This window comes from Bacillus sp. J14TS2, assembly GCF_018333015.1.
Taxonomy (GTDB): Bacteria; Bacillota; Bacilli; order Bacillales; family Bacillaceae_C; genus Lederbergia.
In genome coordinates, this window is the sequence record NZ_BORE01000002.1 from 480,686 (window position 1) to 497,131 (window position 16,446).

Genomic DNA, 16,446 nt, shown 5'->3' on the forward strand with positions numbered 1-16,446 from the left:
TTAATACCTCGGCTTTCTCTCTTTAATTTCCCCTAAAAATTGCAGATAATGTTGATAGCGACTACCGTCGATAATACCTGTCTCTACTGCAGATTTTACCGCACATTTTGGTTCCTTTTCATGGGAACAGCCACGGAATTTACAGGCTTGCCCTTCTACTCTTATTTCCGGAAAGGTCCAAGCTAAATCTTCAGTTGCTAGCTCATTAAACTCCAATGAGCTAAATCCAGGTGTATCAGCAATGAAACCATGATCGATTGGAATGAGCTCCACATGCCTTGTTGTATGCTTACCTCGCCCTAGGTGTGTCGAGATCTCATTTGTTTCCAATTCCAAATCAGGGTCCAAAGCATTTAACAACGAGGTTTTCCCGACTCCCGATTGCCCGGCAAAAACACTCGTATGACTCCCAATCATAGAACGAAATTGTTCAATACCTTCTGTCGTATGAGAGGATAAAAAAACCACTTTATATCCGACTCGTTCATAAACTGCAAGGCGCTCTTGCAGCATTCTAAATTCCGCTTCTTGCAAAAGATCCGTCTTCGTTATGCAAATAACAGGAATAATCTGATGAAACTCAATCAAGACAAGGAAGCGATCAAGTAGAACCGGATTAAACTCCGGTTCTTTCGCAGAAAAAACGAGGAAGGCTTGATCAATATTCGCTACCTGTGGCCGAATCAATTCATTCTTCCTTGGTTTGACTTCCATTATATATCCTTCTTTATCATTTTCAGCTTGATATACAACATGATCTCCAACAAGGGGGGTAATTTTATTTTTTCTAAAAACCCCTCTCCCCCGGCATTGAATCACTTCCCCATTGTCTTCAACATAATAAAATCCACTTAAAGCTTTTATAATGATTCCTTCCGTCATGTCACCTGTCCTTTCATTTTAAGATCTTCAAGAAGTCGAGCAAAATCACGAATTTTAGTCTCCAGGATAAGGTACATCATCTTCTTTAATCACTGTATTCCCCCGCATTACCTTATAACTAGCTGTGGTATCTTTTTGTATCCTAAACGTTACTTCTTTTACCACCGATTCTTTAATAGTAAAGGTATCAGCTGGAACCGACATATTATTATCCATATCTTGAATTAATATTTTTATTTCCTGCTCCGGATTCTCATCTTCTGGCTTTTCTTCTGGATTTTCTTCTTGCCCCTCTTCCTCCTCCTGCCCTTCGTCATTGTTTTCTTCATTCGCTTCAGGATCATAAGGAATTGGAATTTCTACTGTGACCTCTTGAAACGGGATTTCCTCTGGGCCTTTTGAAATAACGACCTTTACCTTATCCCCTTTAGAAAGTTCTGTCCCCTCTTCAGGATCTTGTGATATAACAAGTCCTTCCGGCACAGAATCATTATACTCCTCAGCAGACATATCAATATCTAATCCACTTGAATCTTCGTAATCCTCTAAGCCCTTGCGGTTATTACCAGATAAATCTTTCAGTGTAATTTTCTCCTGACCTTTACTGACAACAAAGCTAATGGTCTCTTCATCCGGTATCACTTCTGTGTTTGGACTAGGCTTTTGTTCTAAGATTGTTCCAGATTCTGACTCATCAAATTCTTCTTCTACCTGAATTTCCTCCACATTAAATCCAAGCTCTTTCAATATCACTTTCACATCTTCAAGGGATTGGCTAGTATAATCAGCAAAAGGTACTTTCTCTTTCCCTGTACTTACATATATATCCACAGTATTGCCTTTTTTTACAGACTTGCCTGCTTTCGGGTTCGTTTTAATGACTGCTCCTTCAGGTATTTCTTCATCGGCAAGCTCCTCCTTCTTACCGATTTGTAACCCTTGCTCTTCAAGCATGGAGACAGCATTATCGTATTCTTCTCCCTTTACATCAGGGATATTAATTGTCTGGGCGTCACGAATCGCTGGTAAAATAAACATCAAAAATACAAGGAGTAATATCAATAAAGCTGTAATACTCCCTACAATCCATGGCCATTTTTTGCGTTTTTTCTTTTTTGGACTCTTTTTTGTATCAGGGTTTGCAGCAATTGTTGTTTGTCCATTTTTTTGATGTGGAATCGTTTTGTTGTTCATATTCGTAAGATCATCTTCCGAGATAATAGGAATCGCCTTTGTGGCTTCATGATCTTCAGGGATCGTAAACTTAGGTTCATTTTCCCGAGCAGGATCCAGAGCAGTATCTATATTACTACCCATTTCCTCCGCGCTGTCATAACGCTGGAAGGGATCTTTGGCTGTTGCTTTTAAAACAATGTTTTCAACACTTTGTGGAATCGCTGGGTCCCAACGTCTTGGAGATGGAGTATCAGATTGCAAATGCTTTAATGCTATCGAGATGGCAGATTCTCCAAAAAATGGCAAACGCCCTGTTAAAAGTTCGAACATGACAATCCCTAAGGAATAAATATCCGATTTTTTTGTCGCCATTCCGCCTCTTGCTTGTTCTGGTGATAAGTAATGAACGGATCCTAACACGGCATTGGTCTGTGTAATTGACGTCGCACTTAAGGCCATCGCGATACCGAAATCCGTAATCATCACATGACCATTATGGTCAATTAATATATTTTGCGGTTTTATATCTCTGTGTACAATATGATTCTGATGGGCATGGGCAACAGCCGAAGTTAATTGCTTCATGATATCAATTGTTTTTTCGATGTCAATCGGATGATAGCTTTGAATATATTCTTTTAACGTCATTCCATCGACAAATTCCATGACAATATAATAGATATCATCTTCTTCTCCCACATCATAGATACTAACGATATTTTCGTGGGTTAAGCTTGTCGCTGATTGTGCTTCTCTCTGAAAGCGACGAATAAATTCATCTTCATTCGCAAAATCTAAACGTAATATTTTAATTGCCACATCACGATCAAGAATCATATCATGAGCCAAATAAACATTGGCCATACCGCCCCCGCCGATTAATCGGATCACCTTATAACGGCCGCTGACTCTTCTTCCTATTAACATTAATCCTTGCACCTGCTTTCAGCTTGTGCTTCTATAATGGCAACGGAAATATTATCTTCTCCACCGTAATGATTGGCTAAATCAATTAGTTTATTTGCCTTCAGGTCAAGCTCCATTTCATTGTCAAGAATTTCCTCCATCTCAGCTATTGAAAGCTTGTTGGATAGTCCATCCGAACAAAGTAACAGTTTATCATTTTCTTCAAGTGTAATAGTTAAAATATCCATATCTGTCTCTAATTCCGTTCCCATTGCTTTTAGCAACATATTTTTTCTAGGATGAAATTCTGCATCTTCTTCCGAAATTTCTCCTGCTTTCACAAGTTCATTTACAAGTGAATGATCTTCCGTTAATTGTTTAAAGCCATTTTCATTGTATAAATAGCAACGACTATCCCCGATATTGACGATTGTCACAAAGCCATCTCCACACAATGCCGCTACCAAAGTGGTTCCCATTCCCTCGCATTCAGGATGCAGCTGCGCATGTTCAAAGATTTTTTTATTCACATTTTCTACTTGTACACGAACCCACTTCGCAGTCTCTTCAGGTGAAGGAAAGCTTGCCGTGTTTTTCCAAAGTTTCCCTAAGCTTGACACAGCTATTTCACTAGCTACTTCTCCAGCATTATGTCCACCCATTCCATCTGCGACAACAGCAAGATAATGATTATCGGAATTCAAAAAAATTCCGCCACTATCTTCATTATGCTTTCGTATTTTTCCCTGATCTGTTTTAAAAATTGCATCCATATTCTCTTCTCCTCTTTAAGCTTCTCGCTTATCCTTAAGGGTTCGAATCATCTGTTCCTGATCCTTCTTTTTTAAAAGCAGCGATAAAAAAGCCATCTCCGCCGAAATCCTGTGGGAAAATTTGCAGTTTATTCGCTTTTGGATCAACTAGATGAGCTAAATTATTAGGTAAATGAATGTCATGTGGTGTGAAGTGTTCATGCTGCCGTAAAAATTCATTCACAGTCTCTAGATTTTCTTCAAGATCAACTGTACAAGTACTATAGATCAGTAGGCCATTCTCTTTTAGTAATTTTGCGGATTCATTTAAAATTTCTAATTGAACTTGACTCAATGCAGCAATATCTTGGATTGTTTTTGAATATTTTATATCAGGTTTACGTCGTAAAACACCTAAACCAGAACAAGGAGCATCGACCAAAACACGATCGAAGGATTCAGCTTGTAAGGCTTGACTTGCTGTCCTACTATCCATCACTCTAGCCTCAATATTTTGAAGACCCAGACGTTTCGCATTTTCATTTATTAGTTTTACTTTATGAGCATGGAGATCAAGTGCCACAACCTTTCCAGTCCCTTGTAGTTTTTCGGCAATATGGCCCGTTTTTCCCCCTGGTGCGGCACAAGCGTCAAGAACTGCGAAATCTGGGGATAATTCCAAAGCATAGGCAACAGCCATAGAACTCTCATCTTGGATACTAATCAAACCTGCTTTATATACTTTCGAATGAGCAATATTTCCTCTTAGGACCCTCAGGCCTTCAGGAATAATCGGACTTGATTGAACTTCAAACCCTTCTTCCTTTAATAGAGGAATTACCTCTTGCACTGTCGTCCTTACTGTATTAACCCTAGCTGTTTGAACAGGTGGTAAAAGATTATATTCACACATTGCTTTTGTTTTTTCCCACCCAAACTGCTTATTCCATCTTTGTACTAACCATAAAGGATGGCTTGTCTCAACTGAAAGCTGTTCGATCGGATCAACAATGTCAGCAAGGGACGGTACACCTTGTCTTTGCACCTGTCTAAGAATCCCATTTGCGAAACTAGAAATCCCTTTATGTCCACGTTTTTTTGCGATTTCAACAGCTTCAAATAAAATCGCTCGATCAGGAATTTTATCTAGATATACCATTTGATATATCGATAGACGCAGTAAATTTAACACCCAGCTGTCAGGTTGTTTGCGCAAAAAAGGTTGCAAATAATAATCTAAAGTTTGTTTACGTTGAATGGTTCCATAAACCAACTCAGTAAGCAATCCGACATTAGGACCTGTTATGTTTTCTTTTTGAATGACTTGATTTAATAATAAATTACTGTAAGATTGCTGTTTATCAATCAATTCCAGTATATGAAGCGCGGCTTCTCGGACCGATTTTTTCTTTTTATTCATTATCTTGCCCCAATCGATCTCCGAGTTTGATTGTCGAGCCTGTTCCATGTAAAAACTGTTCACTTGTCATTTTCTTTTTACCTGCAGGTTGTACCTCGAGTATTTTTATTCCCATTCTATTATTGGTCGCAACAGTGAAACTATTTTTTTCTAATTGTACAATCGTTCCAGGAGAAGATGGCTTAGAAATTTCTACTTTTTTTGCTCGCCATATTTTTAATGTCTTCCCTAACCAAATCGTATAAGCTACAGGCCATGGACTAAGCCCTCTGATTTGATTATAAATCGTCTCGCCTGGTTCATTCCAATTAATTTTTTCTTGTTCTCTTTTAATGTTTGACGCAAAAGTAGCAAATTGATGATCTTGTGGGACTGGATTTATTTTCCCCGCTAATAAATCAGGAATCGTCTCGGAAAGCAATTGCGCTCCAGCTAAACTTAATTTATTATGTAAACTTCCAACATCATCATTTTCTGCAATTGGTACTTCAACCTGTGTAAGAATATCCCCAGCATCTAATTGTTTCACCATATACATAATCGTAATACCTGTTTTTTCTTTTCCCTGTAGTAATGCGTAATGGATGGGCGCCCCACCTCTTAATTCAGGTAATAAAGAGGCATGTACATTAATACAACCAAATTTTGGCCCTTCTAATAATGATTCAGGAAGTATTTGTCCGTAAGCAGCGGTTACTAATAGATCAGGTTTTAAATCTAGAATTTTCTTCACTTCAGAAGCATCACGAACCTTCTCTGGTTGTAAAACAGGAATGCCGTAACGTTCCGCCTCTAGTTTAACGGGCGGAGCCGTTAACTTTTTCTTCCGTCCAACTGGACGATCGGGTTGTGTTACAACCCCTACAACATCATATTGATCATCTACTAATTTTTTTAAAACCGGGACCGAAAAATCAGGTGTTCCCATGAAAACAATTCTTGTCATCTTTCTCACTACTTTCTGACACTTATCTTTTTTAGAATCACTGGTGTGGAGTAGGACAAAGCTCACTTAGTTCAAGCTTTTCTTTGTCTAGCTCCGGCTCCTAGCTGCTAGCAAACTTTCGGTGCCTTCCTACGATAAGTCAACATCCATTCGCTTTTCAAGCTCATGGTGTTTCCTTTATCTCGTCAGGCCCCTAAAAAGTTTGTACACAGCTAGACAGTCGCCTGCGCTTTTCTTTTTGTCTAGCTCCAGCGCCTAGCGACTAGCAAATTTACGTCTTCTTCCTACGATAAGTCAACATCGGCTCATTCTTCGCCGTGTTTCCTTTATCTCAGGCCAGCAGGATGGTGGTCAGAACGGCGTTGCGCCAGGACGGCGCGCCCTTAGCCGTTCATCCTTATCAACCAAATTTGTACGTCGCTGAACAGGCGCTTGCGCTTTTCTTTGTCACATTACATTATAAGGGTTAACATCGATTGAAATTGTCAAACCTTCTTTGTTGTATTGTTGTTGATAATGTTCTAATAGTTTTTTTAATGTTGGTATTAATTTTGGTTCATGTTTGTATTTTATCAAACATTGGTAACGATATCTATCATTGATTCGGGGAATGGGAGAGGATGCAGGTCCTAATATGACCGCTTGCTCAGAGAGATTAGCGCGAATAAAATTCGCCATCTTTTCTGTTACAGCAATCACCTTCATTAAATCCTCGTGACTGACTGTCACTAATGATAAATAAAAAAATGGCGGATAGGAACCCATTTTTCGAAGAATCATTTCTTGCTGATAGAAATGATCATAGTTTTGCTGTCCTGCTAGCTCCACACTATAATGATCAGGTGTATACGTTTGGATAACGACCTCTCCTGTTAATTCATGTCTCCCTGCCCTGCCACTTACTTGTGTAAGTAATTGAAACGTCTTTTCTGCAGCTCTGAAATCAGGCAAATGCAACATTGTATCTGCACTTAATACACCAACAAGGGTAATATTAGGAAAATCTAAGCCTTTTGCAATCATTTGTGTCCCCAATAAAATATCTGCTTTCCCTGATTTAAATTGGTCAAGCAGCCTTTCATGTGCCCCTTTTCTTGAGGTTGTATCAACATCCATGCGAATAATGCGCGCCTCAGGCAACACTTTATTCAATTCTTCCTCCACCTTCTGAGTCCCTGTTCCAAAATAACGAATATGCTCACTTTCACACTCAGGACATTTTTGTGGAACGCCTGTTGTAAAGCCACAATAATGGCATTTCATCTCATTCGAAAATCGATGGAAGGTCAAGGAAATATCACAATGCGGACACTGCATCACATATCCACAATCACGACAAAGCAAGAAGGATGAATGTCCTCTGCGGTTTAAAAATAGAATCGTTTGTTCCTGTTTATCTAAACGATCCTTTAATTTTTCAAATAGCTCTACAGAAAACATTGATCGATTACCATTTCTCATTTCCTCACGCATATCGACAATCGAAACAGCTGGCAGTGCCTTTTCATTCATCCGTTTCGACAACGTTACTAAATGATATACGCCTTTTTGCGCTCTAGCGAAAGATTCCAGTGAAGGTGTTGCACTCCCCAAAATAACCGGACATTGATAATGTTTTGCCCTTTTAATCGCCACATCACGAGCATGATAACGAGGTTGCTCTTCTTGCTTATAACTTGTTTCATGTTCTTCATCAATGATAATAATCCCGATATTTTCCAAGGGAGCAAAAATGGCAGAACGCGCACCAACCACTACCTTGGCTTCTTTTCTTTCGATCTTGCGCCATTCATCATATTTTTCACCCATTGACAAGCCACTATGAAGAACAGCGACATCATCCCCGAATCTACCCTTGAAGCGGTCAACCATTTGCGGGGTTAAAGATATTTCTGGTACTAAAACAATCGCTTCTTTTCCCTTTTCAAGTACTTTTTGAATTGATTGTAAATAAATTTCCGTCTTTCCACTGCCTGTTACACCGTATAACAAGAATGTTTGATACTCATTTGTTTCAATTCGGGATAAAACAGGAGTAATCGCCTTTTTTTGTTCCTCTGTCAAGGCCAATGGTAAGGTACGCTCGAATTCTTTACCGGCAAATGGATCTCGATATACTTCATCCTGACTTTTTTGCAGTATACCTTTTTTTACAAAGGCTTGAATCGCCGTAGAAGAAGTACCGCTTAATTCCGTTAATTGTTGTCCAGTAAAGTTCTCTTTCGGGTGCTTTAATAGAAACAAGATGAGGTTCCTCTGTGCTGTTGCATTCGCTCTTATTTCATTTTGCTGAGCAATCAAATCATTTTCACTGTAATTTGTAGTATAAATATGCACCGTCTTTTTTTTAGCACGGTCTTTTATATCATAAATCACTTCGGCATTGCCCTGATTAACTTGCTCACGTAATATGTGGAGGATGTCCCTGCGCTCGGCTTCTTTCCACGTGATTTCTTCTTGGTCCAAAAAAAGCGAGTCTAATTCGGGATCAGCTTCTAAGTCAGTTCGCCGGATATACTTTTCATATTTTGCTTTCATCGCCGCGGGCAACATCGCGTGAAAGGCAGATATTTTAAACGAAAGTGTTTCATTTGCCATCCACTGTCCCAATTCTAGCAATTCTTTATTTAGAGCAGGTGTTAGATCCAATAACTCTTTCACTTCTTTAAGCTTCTTAAAGTTACTTTCCGTTTTCACAGCCATTACAAACCCCTGGATCAGTCGAGGTCCAAATGGAACAGCCACCCTCATTCCAGGTTCTACTACACTCAGCCACTTTTCGGGTATTAAATAATCAAAGACCTTATCTGTTCCAAGTGATGGAACATCAACAATGACTTCTGCAATCATTTTTGATCTTCCTTTGCTAGATTGTTGACAATTTCATCTAAGATTCGTCTTGCCGTTTCATTTTTACTTAGTAAAGGTAACTTCTTAGGTCCTTGATTTTTTTGTACAATCGTGACAATATTCGTATCTGCTGAAAAACCTGCGCCTTTTGCCGTAATATCATTGGCGATGATCATATCTGCATTCTTTCTTTCCAGTTTGCCTAAAGCATGTTCTTCGAGGTTTTCCGTTTCAGCCGCAAAACCAACAAGATATTGATGCTCTTTCTGTTTACCTAATTCCATTAATATATCGATTGTTCTTTCAAATTCAACAATGAGATTATCGTCTTTTTTCTTTATTTTTTGCCGAGAAGTTTGTTTTGGGCGATAATCTGCTACAGCCGCACTTTTGATCACAATATCAGCCGTAGGGAAATAGTTTAACACATGATCATACATTTCCTTCGCCGTCTCAATCGAGATAAAATTAACACCATTTGGTACAGATAAAGTGCTTGGACCAGAAATTAAGATCACATCTGCCCCCATTTTCTCTGCCTCTTCCGCTAACGCGTAGCCCATTTTCCCAGAAGAGTGATTCGTTAAATAACGAACTGGATCAATTTTTTCCTTTGTGGGTCCTGCAGTAATCAGGATTTTTTTTCCCTTAAGGGGCTGGTATGGCTTTGTAAAATACTGTTCAATATGCGCCACAATCGTTTCAGGTTCTTCTAATCTTCCCTTTCCAACATAACCACAAGCTAGATATCCATCACCAGGTTCAATAAAGCGATGCCCAAATTCATTTAAGAGCTGAATATTTTTTTTCACAGCTGGATGCTGATACATATGTACATTCATCGCTGGTGCAATCCAGACAGGAGCTGTCGTGGCAAGTAATGTTGTAGAAACCATATCATCTGCTAGTCCATGGGCTAATTTTGCGATCATATTTGCTGTGGCAGGTGCTACTAAACATAAATCTGCCCAATCCGCTAGATCAATGTGTGCAATCACCTCAGGATTATTTTCAACAAAGGTATCTGTGTAAACTTCATTTCGAGATAAGGCTTGAAACGTTAGGGGTGATACAAAATTTGTAGCCGATTTTGTCATCATTACTTTAACAGAGTAACCCGATTGAACAAGCTTGCTTGTTAATGCAGCTGCCTTGTAGCAAGCAATACCACCTGTGACACCTAATAAAATATTTTTATTCTTCATTTCATACATCCCCATTTACATTTTTACGATTTGAATTATCTCTATTATGTCGATCCAAAACAGAAAAGACAACCCATAGTTCCTATAGGTTGTCTGTACTAAGAAGGCCACATAAAGTGAAACTTTATCAGTGGGGGCTTCATCCCCCACTGATTTCAGGAAATGCTAAATTCGCGACATCCTGTCGGCCTGAATAAATCTAGCTTTTACTGGCTGTTGATCCTCCACGAATGCTTGAAGCGGAGGGCTTACAGCCAGTTAAGGCAGGATAAAATTTAATTTGCACCTTTTACTTCTAATTCTCCCGCATAAAGTTCCTCTAGAGCTTTTCCAACAAATTTATGTGATTTGTAATTCTCCATAAGTGGGTTCGATTCCTCTTGTAAGCGACGGGCCCTGCTGGCAGAAACCGTTACAAGAGAATATTTAGAATCAATCACATTTAACAACTTATCAATAGATGGATATAACATTATTTCCCAACCTCCAACATTTTTATATACTTTCCGGCAATGCGCTCACTTCTATAATGTTCGGCTTGAACAATTGCGTTAATACGATCTACCGCTTTTTCTACATCATCGTTTTCAACAATATAATCATATAAACTCATTAATTCAATTTCATGGCGAGCTGCTTCCATACGATTATGAATTAAGTCCACTGATTCAGTGCCTCTCCCGACAATCCTACTTTGAAGTTCATTCAAACTTGGAGGCATTAAAAATATAAATAAACCATCTGGAATTTTATCGCGTACTTGCCTGGCTCCTTGAACTTCTATCTCTAGAAAAACATCTTTTCCAGAGTTTAATGTTTCATTCACATAATCTAAAGGCGTACCATAATAATTCCCTACATATTCAGCATATTCCAAGAGTTTTCCATTTTGAATCATCTGTTTAAATTCTTCCTTGCTCTTAAAGAAGTAATCTACACCATCTATTTCGCCTTCACGAGGAGATCTAGTCGTGGCCGAAATCGAATACTCAAATTGAGCATCGGGACGCGAAAATACTGCTTTTCTTACTGTGCCTTTTCCAACCCCTGACGGACCGGAAAGAACAATCAATAACCCCTTTTCTTTCATTTTGTTCCTACCCTTCTTCATTCTCATCCTTACCGCCAAACAACCGTTGAGCTACGGTTTCAGGCTGAACAGCCGAAAGAATCACATGTTCACTGTCCATAATAATTACTGCCCTGGTTCTTCTCCCATAAGTAGCATCAATCAAGGTGGCTCGATCTCGTGCATCCTGAATGATACGCTTTATTGGAGCTGACTCAGGCCTAACAATCGAAATAATTCGATTGGCTGAGACAATATTCCCAAAGCCAATATTTAAAAGCTTCGTTTGCATAATGCTCCTCCAGTCAACTATCGGTTTTTTTATACATTTATATACATTTATGTATAGGTACTGTCTTGAATATAGTGAAAATTCAAGAGTGGGGGCTTTCATCCCCCACTTATTATCTTGCTTCTCCTCTATTGCTTGAAGTGCGACCTTACTGCCAATTGATTCGGGATAAAAAAAGTAATAGAGCTTTGTCTATTACTTTTAAAAGTATATCACAATTTATTTCTTTTTTCTTATAATAAAACTTCCAGCGAGTAAAAAAGTTGGTAAAGCACTCATGACTGTGATGAGAAGCCAGTCTATTCCTGCAATCGGAACAGTATGAAAAATCGGCTGTAAAGCAGGAATATAAATGACGCAGACAGTCAGAACAAAGGAAGAAAGCACAGATAATACTAAATATTTATTTTCAAAAGGATTTCTTGAAAAAACAGATACCTCACTTCGACAATCAAATACATGAATAAGCTGTGCCATGATTAAGGTAGCGAATGCAACGGTTTGTGCATAAGCGAGATTTGCTGGGTCGCGTTGATAAACGATCATAAATGCAATAAGGGTTGAGACTCCGATCAAAAATCCCCGCGAGAGAATTTTCCAGCCTAATTTTCTTGCAAATACCCCTTCATTAACGGGCCGGGGCTTCCTTTTCATGACATTCTCCTCTGGTTGATCTAAACCTAACGCCATTGCCGGTAACCCATCTGTCACTAAGTTCACCCATAATATTTGTATCGGCAGAAGAGGGAGAGGCATGGACATCAACATCGCAAAAAGCATAACAAGGATTTCTCCTACATTCGATGCTAACAAATAGCGAATAAACTTCCGAATATTTTCGTAAATATTTCTTCCTTCATGAATGGCTGACTTGATCGTTGTGAAATTATCGTCCATTAATATTAACGAAGACGCTTCTTTCGCCACATCTGTTCCGGTAATGCCCATCGCGATGCCTATGTCAGCTGACTTAATCGCAGGTGCATCATTGATCCCATCACCGGTCATTGCCACAATATGTCCATTGCTCTGTAAAGCTTTGACAATTTTCAATTTATGTTCTGGAGTGACACGGGCAAAAACGGCCACATTTTCCACCACTTTTTCTAATTCTTCAGCTTCTAGTTGACTTAGCTGTTGCCCGTCCATGACTAAATCATTTTTTCCAAGAATCCCTAATTGTTCCGCTATTGCACAAGCTGTTGCTCGATGATCCCCTGTGATCATGACCGTCTTAATTCCCGCTTGCTTACATTCCGCTACTGCTGCTTTCACTTCAGGTCGCGGAGGATCAATCATGCCTTGTAAGCCAATAAAGGTTAAATCTTTTTCAATTTCCTTTTCATCTTGAGGATAAACATTCCCATGAAATGGTTTAAAAGCAATCGCAATTGTTCGTAATGCTTGCTCAGAAAGGTGCTGCACGCTTGCTTGAATCCCTTCTTCTAGCTCTCTACTAAGCAATTTCTTTTTTTGTTCCCATAAAATAGATTCACATTTTCCAGTTAAAACATCCGGAGCGCCTTTTGTGATCACAAATTGCTTTCCGTTTTCATCCTTGACAATTACACTCATCATTTTTCTTGCGGAATCGAATGGATATTCTTTTTGAATCGTAAATTGCTTTAATAACGTTTCACGATGGACATCTGCTTTTAAGGCAGATATTAGCAGTGCTCCCTCTGTGGGATCACCATCCACAATGATCTTTTCGTCCTTCATCATCACTTCCGCATGGTTACATAAAACGCCGAATGTTAATAATTGTTTAAGCGACTTTTCATTCCTTAAATTAACCTTTTCCTCATTATAATAAAATTGATCATGCTCATCTCCAGCAAGTTGGTACGTTTTCCCCCCACTCCAAATACGTGTTACAGTCATTTTGTTTTGTGTCATCGTTCCTGTTTTATCGGAACAAATCACGGAGGCGCAGCCTAATGTCTCAACAGCGGGTAGTTTGCGTACAATGGCTTTCTTTCGAATCATCCTTTGGACACCCAATGATAAGGCTACTGTCACAATAGCAGGCAACCCTTCAGGAATAGCTGCTACAGCAAGCGAGACTCCTGCTAAGAACATGGTAAAGACATCATGCCCATGTATAATTCCAACAACAACTACAAGCAAGGTTAAAGCTAAAGCAACCATAATTAATAATTTTCCTAATTGCTGTAAACGTCTTTGCAACGGAGTGGTCATTACAGTAGCGGTTTGAATCATATCGGCAATTTCACCCATTGCCGTTTTCATACCTGTTGCCGTCACCATCCCCATCCCGTTCCCACTTGTAACCAATGTACCTTTAAAGGCCATATTATTGAGGTCACCAAGATTAGGATTCGTATCTTGAACGATTCCCGTGTGTTTGGTGGAAGGGATCGATTCTCCTGTTAAAGCTGATTCCTCAATTTGTAAATTATTCGCTTGAAGAAGTCGCAAATCGGCACCTATTCGATCACCACTCGAAAATCGTATTATATCACCAGGTACCACATCTCTAGAATTGATTTTCGCCCATTGCCCTTCTCGCAATACAGAAACTTGTGGGGCCGAAAGATTCTTTAAGGCTTCTAACGATTTCTCTGCCTTTCTTTCTTGGACAAACCCTAAAATGCCGTTTAGAAAAACAATCGCCATAATGGTAATCGCATCGATATACTCACCGAGAATCCCGGAGATAAGGGTCGCGCCGAGCAAAACAAGCACCATAAAATCTTTGAACTGACTAAAAAATAATAGAAGCGCTGATTGCTTTTCCCCTTCAGATAATTCGTTCCATCCGAAATTTTTTCTTTTTGTTTCAACCGCTTTATTCGTTAGTCCCTGTTCAATACTTGTGTTTAGAGCTTCTTCCACTTCTTTTTCCTGCATCCCATAAAACTGCATGCCCTTCACCTCATCACTCTCTTTCTCTTAACATACAGAAGTTGTCCATGTACTAGCATGCTTATTCAGTAGAAGTGGATTTCATGATATAATTTTATCTAAGAGGATGTTCAAAAAGTTCTGTAAGAAGGAAACTATAAGAAAAAGGATACACTCCCTGTGTCGAACGTTTGCGATTGGCGTCAGCGTCTTTAGCCAACTCGCCTCTTATATTAACCTTCTCTTTGAACACGTACCTAGGCACAAAAGTTTCGAATATAAAATGGAAGAGGTTGTTATGTAATGCCTTTTGATGGTTTTTTTACACGTGCAATAGTATCCGAATTAACGTCCCTACTTGTTGGTGGTAGGATAAGTAAAATACACCAACCTTTTAAAAATGAAATTGTCATGATTGTGAGAGCAGCTAGAAAAAATCATAAGTTGCTTATTTCCTCCCATCCTAGCTATGCTAGGATTCAAGTAACCGCTGATAGCTTTGAAAATCCGCAAGAACCACCAATGTTTTGTATGATTTTGCGAAAACATTTAGAAGGAGCCATTATTGAGGAGATAAGCCAGGTTGAAATGGATCGAATTATTATGTTAAAGATCAAAGGACGTGACGAACTGGGAGATGTTCGTTATAAAAAGTTGATCATCGAAATTATGGGCAGGCATAGTAATATCATTTTAGTTGATGAAGAGACAGAAATGATTCTGGATAGTGTCAAACATATTCCTGCCGCTTTAAATAGCTATCGGACGATTTTACCTGGAGCTCAGTATATTTTCCCACCTGCACAAAACAAACAAAATCCATTAGAAGTTGCGCAGGAAGATCTATTAAGAACAATTGATTTTAATGCAGGTAAATTAGACAAACAGATGGTTGGGGCTTTCTCTGGCGTTTCTCCTATACTTGCAAAAGAAATCATTCATCAAGCTGGACTAGCGAATAGGGAAACAGTACCACAAGCTTTCTTAACGATGATGAATAAGCTTAACGCTCATCAATACGAGCCTAGTATTACAATATCAAAGAAAAAAGAAGAGTTTTATTTATTTCCTCTCACAGTGCTGGATGGGGAATCCAAACAATTCTTCACCCTGAGTGAAATGCTAGATCGTTATTATTTTGGGAAAGCGGACCGTGATCGCGTAAAGCAGCAAGCTCATGACTTAGAGAGATTGATGAAAAATGAAAGGGAAAAAAACGAAGGGAAGTTAGGTAAATTAGCAAAAACATTAGCAGATGCAGAAAATGCGGATCAACATCAATTGCTTGGAGAGTTATTAACAGCCAATCTTCATCAGGTACAAAAAGGAATGAAGAAGATTTCTGTCCCGAACTATTATGATGAAGATTATCAAGAGGTCACAATTCTGTTAGATCCGCGAAAAACACCTTCAGAAAATGCGCAAATGTATTTTACAAAATATCAAAAAGCGAAAAACGCAGTCCGAGTTGTAAAAGAGCAAATTGAAAAAACAAAACGGGAAATGGCATATTTTGATGGCTTAATTCAACAGCTTGACTCTGCTTCTCCTCATGATTTGGAAGAGATTCGAGAAGAACTAGGAGAAGAAGGCTATATACGGTCGCAAAAGAAAAATAAAAAAAAGGCGAATGCTAAACCTGTCATTGAGCGTTATCAAGCCAGTGATGGAACAGATATCTTTGTAGGAAAAAATAATAAACAAAATGATTATTTAACGAGTAAAATGGCGGCTAGAGATGAGATTTGGTTACACACGAAGGATATTCCTGGGTCTCATGTCGTGATTCGACATAAAAATCCTGAGGAAACGATCATTTTGGAAGCGGCCATGCTTGCTGCCTATTTTAGTAAAGCAAAAAACTCAGCCTCCGTCCCAGTCGATTTTACAAAAGTCAGACACGTCAAAAAGCCGAATGGGGCCAAGCCCGGATTTGTCATTTACGACAACCAACAGACCGTCTACGTAACACCCAATGAAGATCAAGTCAGAAAGATGCATAAGTAGGTGATTGGCATCACCCAAAATATGTCGAATGGTATTAAAAAATCCTTTATAGGAGTTGCTCCAGAGATGAGCA

12 protein-coding genes are annotated in these 16,446 nt (G+C 39.0%); 1 reads left to right on the top strand and 11 read right to left on the bottom strand.

What is annotated here, in order from left to right; all coding sequences use genetic code 11:
• From rsgA to KI375_RS04925, 11 genes are all read right to left on the bottom strand, one after another.
• The gene (gene rsgA, locus KI375_RS04875) at nt 1-882 is read right to left on the bottom strand and encodes a ribosome small subunit-dependent GTPase A (RefSeq protein ID WP_212972390.1); all 882 of its coding nucleotides are present in this window, start codon (nt 880-882) and stop codon (nt 1-3) included.
• Nucleotides 883-936: 54 nt separating this feature from the next.
• Nucleotides 937-2,985, bottom strand: a complete 2,049-nt coding sequence (pknB, locus tag KI375_RS04880; RefSeq protein WP_212972391.1) for a Stk1 family PASTA domain-containing Ser/Thr kinase — start codon at nt 2,983-2,985, stop codon at nt 937-939.
• On the bottom strand, nt 2,985-3,737 hold the full coding sequence (locus KI375_RS04885; protein WP_212972392.1) for a Stp1/IreP family PP2C-type Ser/Thr phosphatase: 753 nt from the start codon (nt 3,735-3,737) through the stop codon (nt 2,985-2,987). The genes pknB and KI375_RS04885 overlap by 1 nt, the downstream gene beginning before the upstream one ends.
• Before the next feature lie 34 nt (nt 3,738-3,771).
• Nucleotides 3,772-5,136, bottom strand: coding sequence for a 16S rRNA (cytosine(967)-C(5))-methyltransferase RsmB (gene rsmB, locus KI375_RS04890; RefSeq protein ID WP_212972393.1), 1,365 nt, complete (start codon nt 5,134-5,136; stop codon nt 3,772-3,774).
• Nucleotides 5,129-6,082 carry a methionyl-tRNA formyltransferase gene (fmt, locus tag KI375_RS04895; RefSeq protein WP_212972394.1) on the bottom strand — a complete coding sequence of 318 codons (954 nt, stop codon included), beginning with the start codon at nt 6,080-6,082 and terminating at the stop codon, nt 5,129-5,131. The genes rsmB and fmt overlap by 8 nt, the downstream gene beginning before the upstream one ends.
• Nucleotides 6,083-6,529: 447 nt before the next feature.
• The gene (gene priA, locus KI375_RS04900) at nt 6,530-8,932 is read right to left on the bottom strand and encodes a primosomal protein N' (protein ID WP_212972395.1); all 2,403 of its coding nucleotides are present in this window, start codon (nt 8,930-8,932) and stop codon (nt 6,530-6,532) included.
• Complete coding sequence (gene coaBC, locus KI375_RS04905; protein WP_212972396.1) at nt 8,929-10,137, bottom strand: bifunctional phosphopantothenoylcysteine decarboxylase/phosphopantothenate--cysteine ligase CoaBC; 1,209 nt, start codon at nt 10,135-10,137, stop codon at nt 8,929-8,931. Before coaBC ends, priA begins: the two co-directional genes overlap by 4 nt.
• Before the next feature lie 275 nt (nt 10,138-10,412).
• Entirely contained in the window at nt 10,413-10,610 is a 198-nt protein-coding gene (gene rpoZ / locus KI375_RS04910) for a DNA-directed RNA polymerase subunit omega (RefSeq protein ID WP_212972397.1), read from the bottom strand.
• Nucleotides 10,610-11,227 (bottom strand): guanylate kinase, encoded by a 618-nt coding sequence (gene gmk, locus KI375_RS04915; protein ID WP_212972398.1) that lies wholly within the window; start codon nt 11,225-11,227, stop codon nt 10,610-10,612. Before gmk ends, rpoZ begins: the two co-directional genes overlap by 1 nt.
• 7 nt (nt 11,228-11,234) lie before the next feature.
• Complete coding sequence (gene remA / locus KI375_RS04920) at nt 11,235-11,498, bottom strand: extracellular matrix/biofilm regulator RemA (RefSeq protein WP_207451840.1); 264 nt, start codon at nt 11,496-11,498, stop codon at nt 11,235-11,237.
• A gap of 219 nt (nt 11,499-11,717) precedes the next feature.
• Entirely contained in the window at nt 11,718-14,387 is a 2,670-nt protein-coding gene (locus tag KI375_RS04925; RefSeq protein WP_212972399.1) for a calcium-translocating P-type ATPase, SERCA-type, read from the bottom strand.
• A gap of 282 nt (nt 14,388-14,669) precedes the next feature.
• Between KI375_RS04925 and KI375_RS04930 the strand changes: the two genes are divergently transcribed.
• Nucleotides 14,670-16,373, top strand: coding sequence for an Rqc2 family fibronectin-binding protein (locus KI375_RS04930; RefSeq protein ID WP_212972400.1), 1,704 nt, complete (start codon nt 14,670-14,672; stop codon nt 16,371-16,373).
• Nucleotides 16,374-16,446 lie beyond the last annotated feature (73 nt).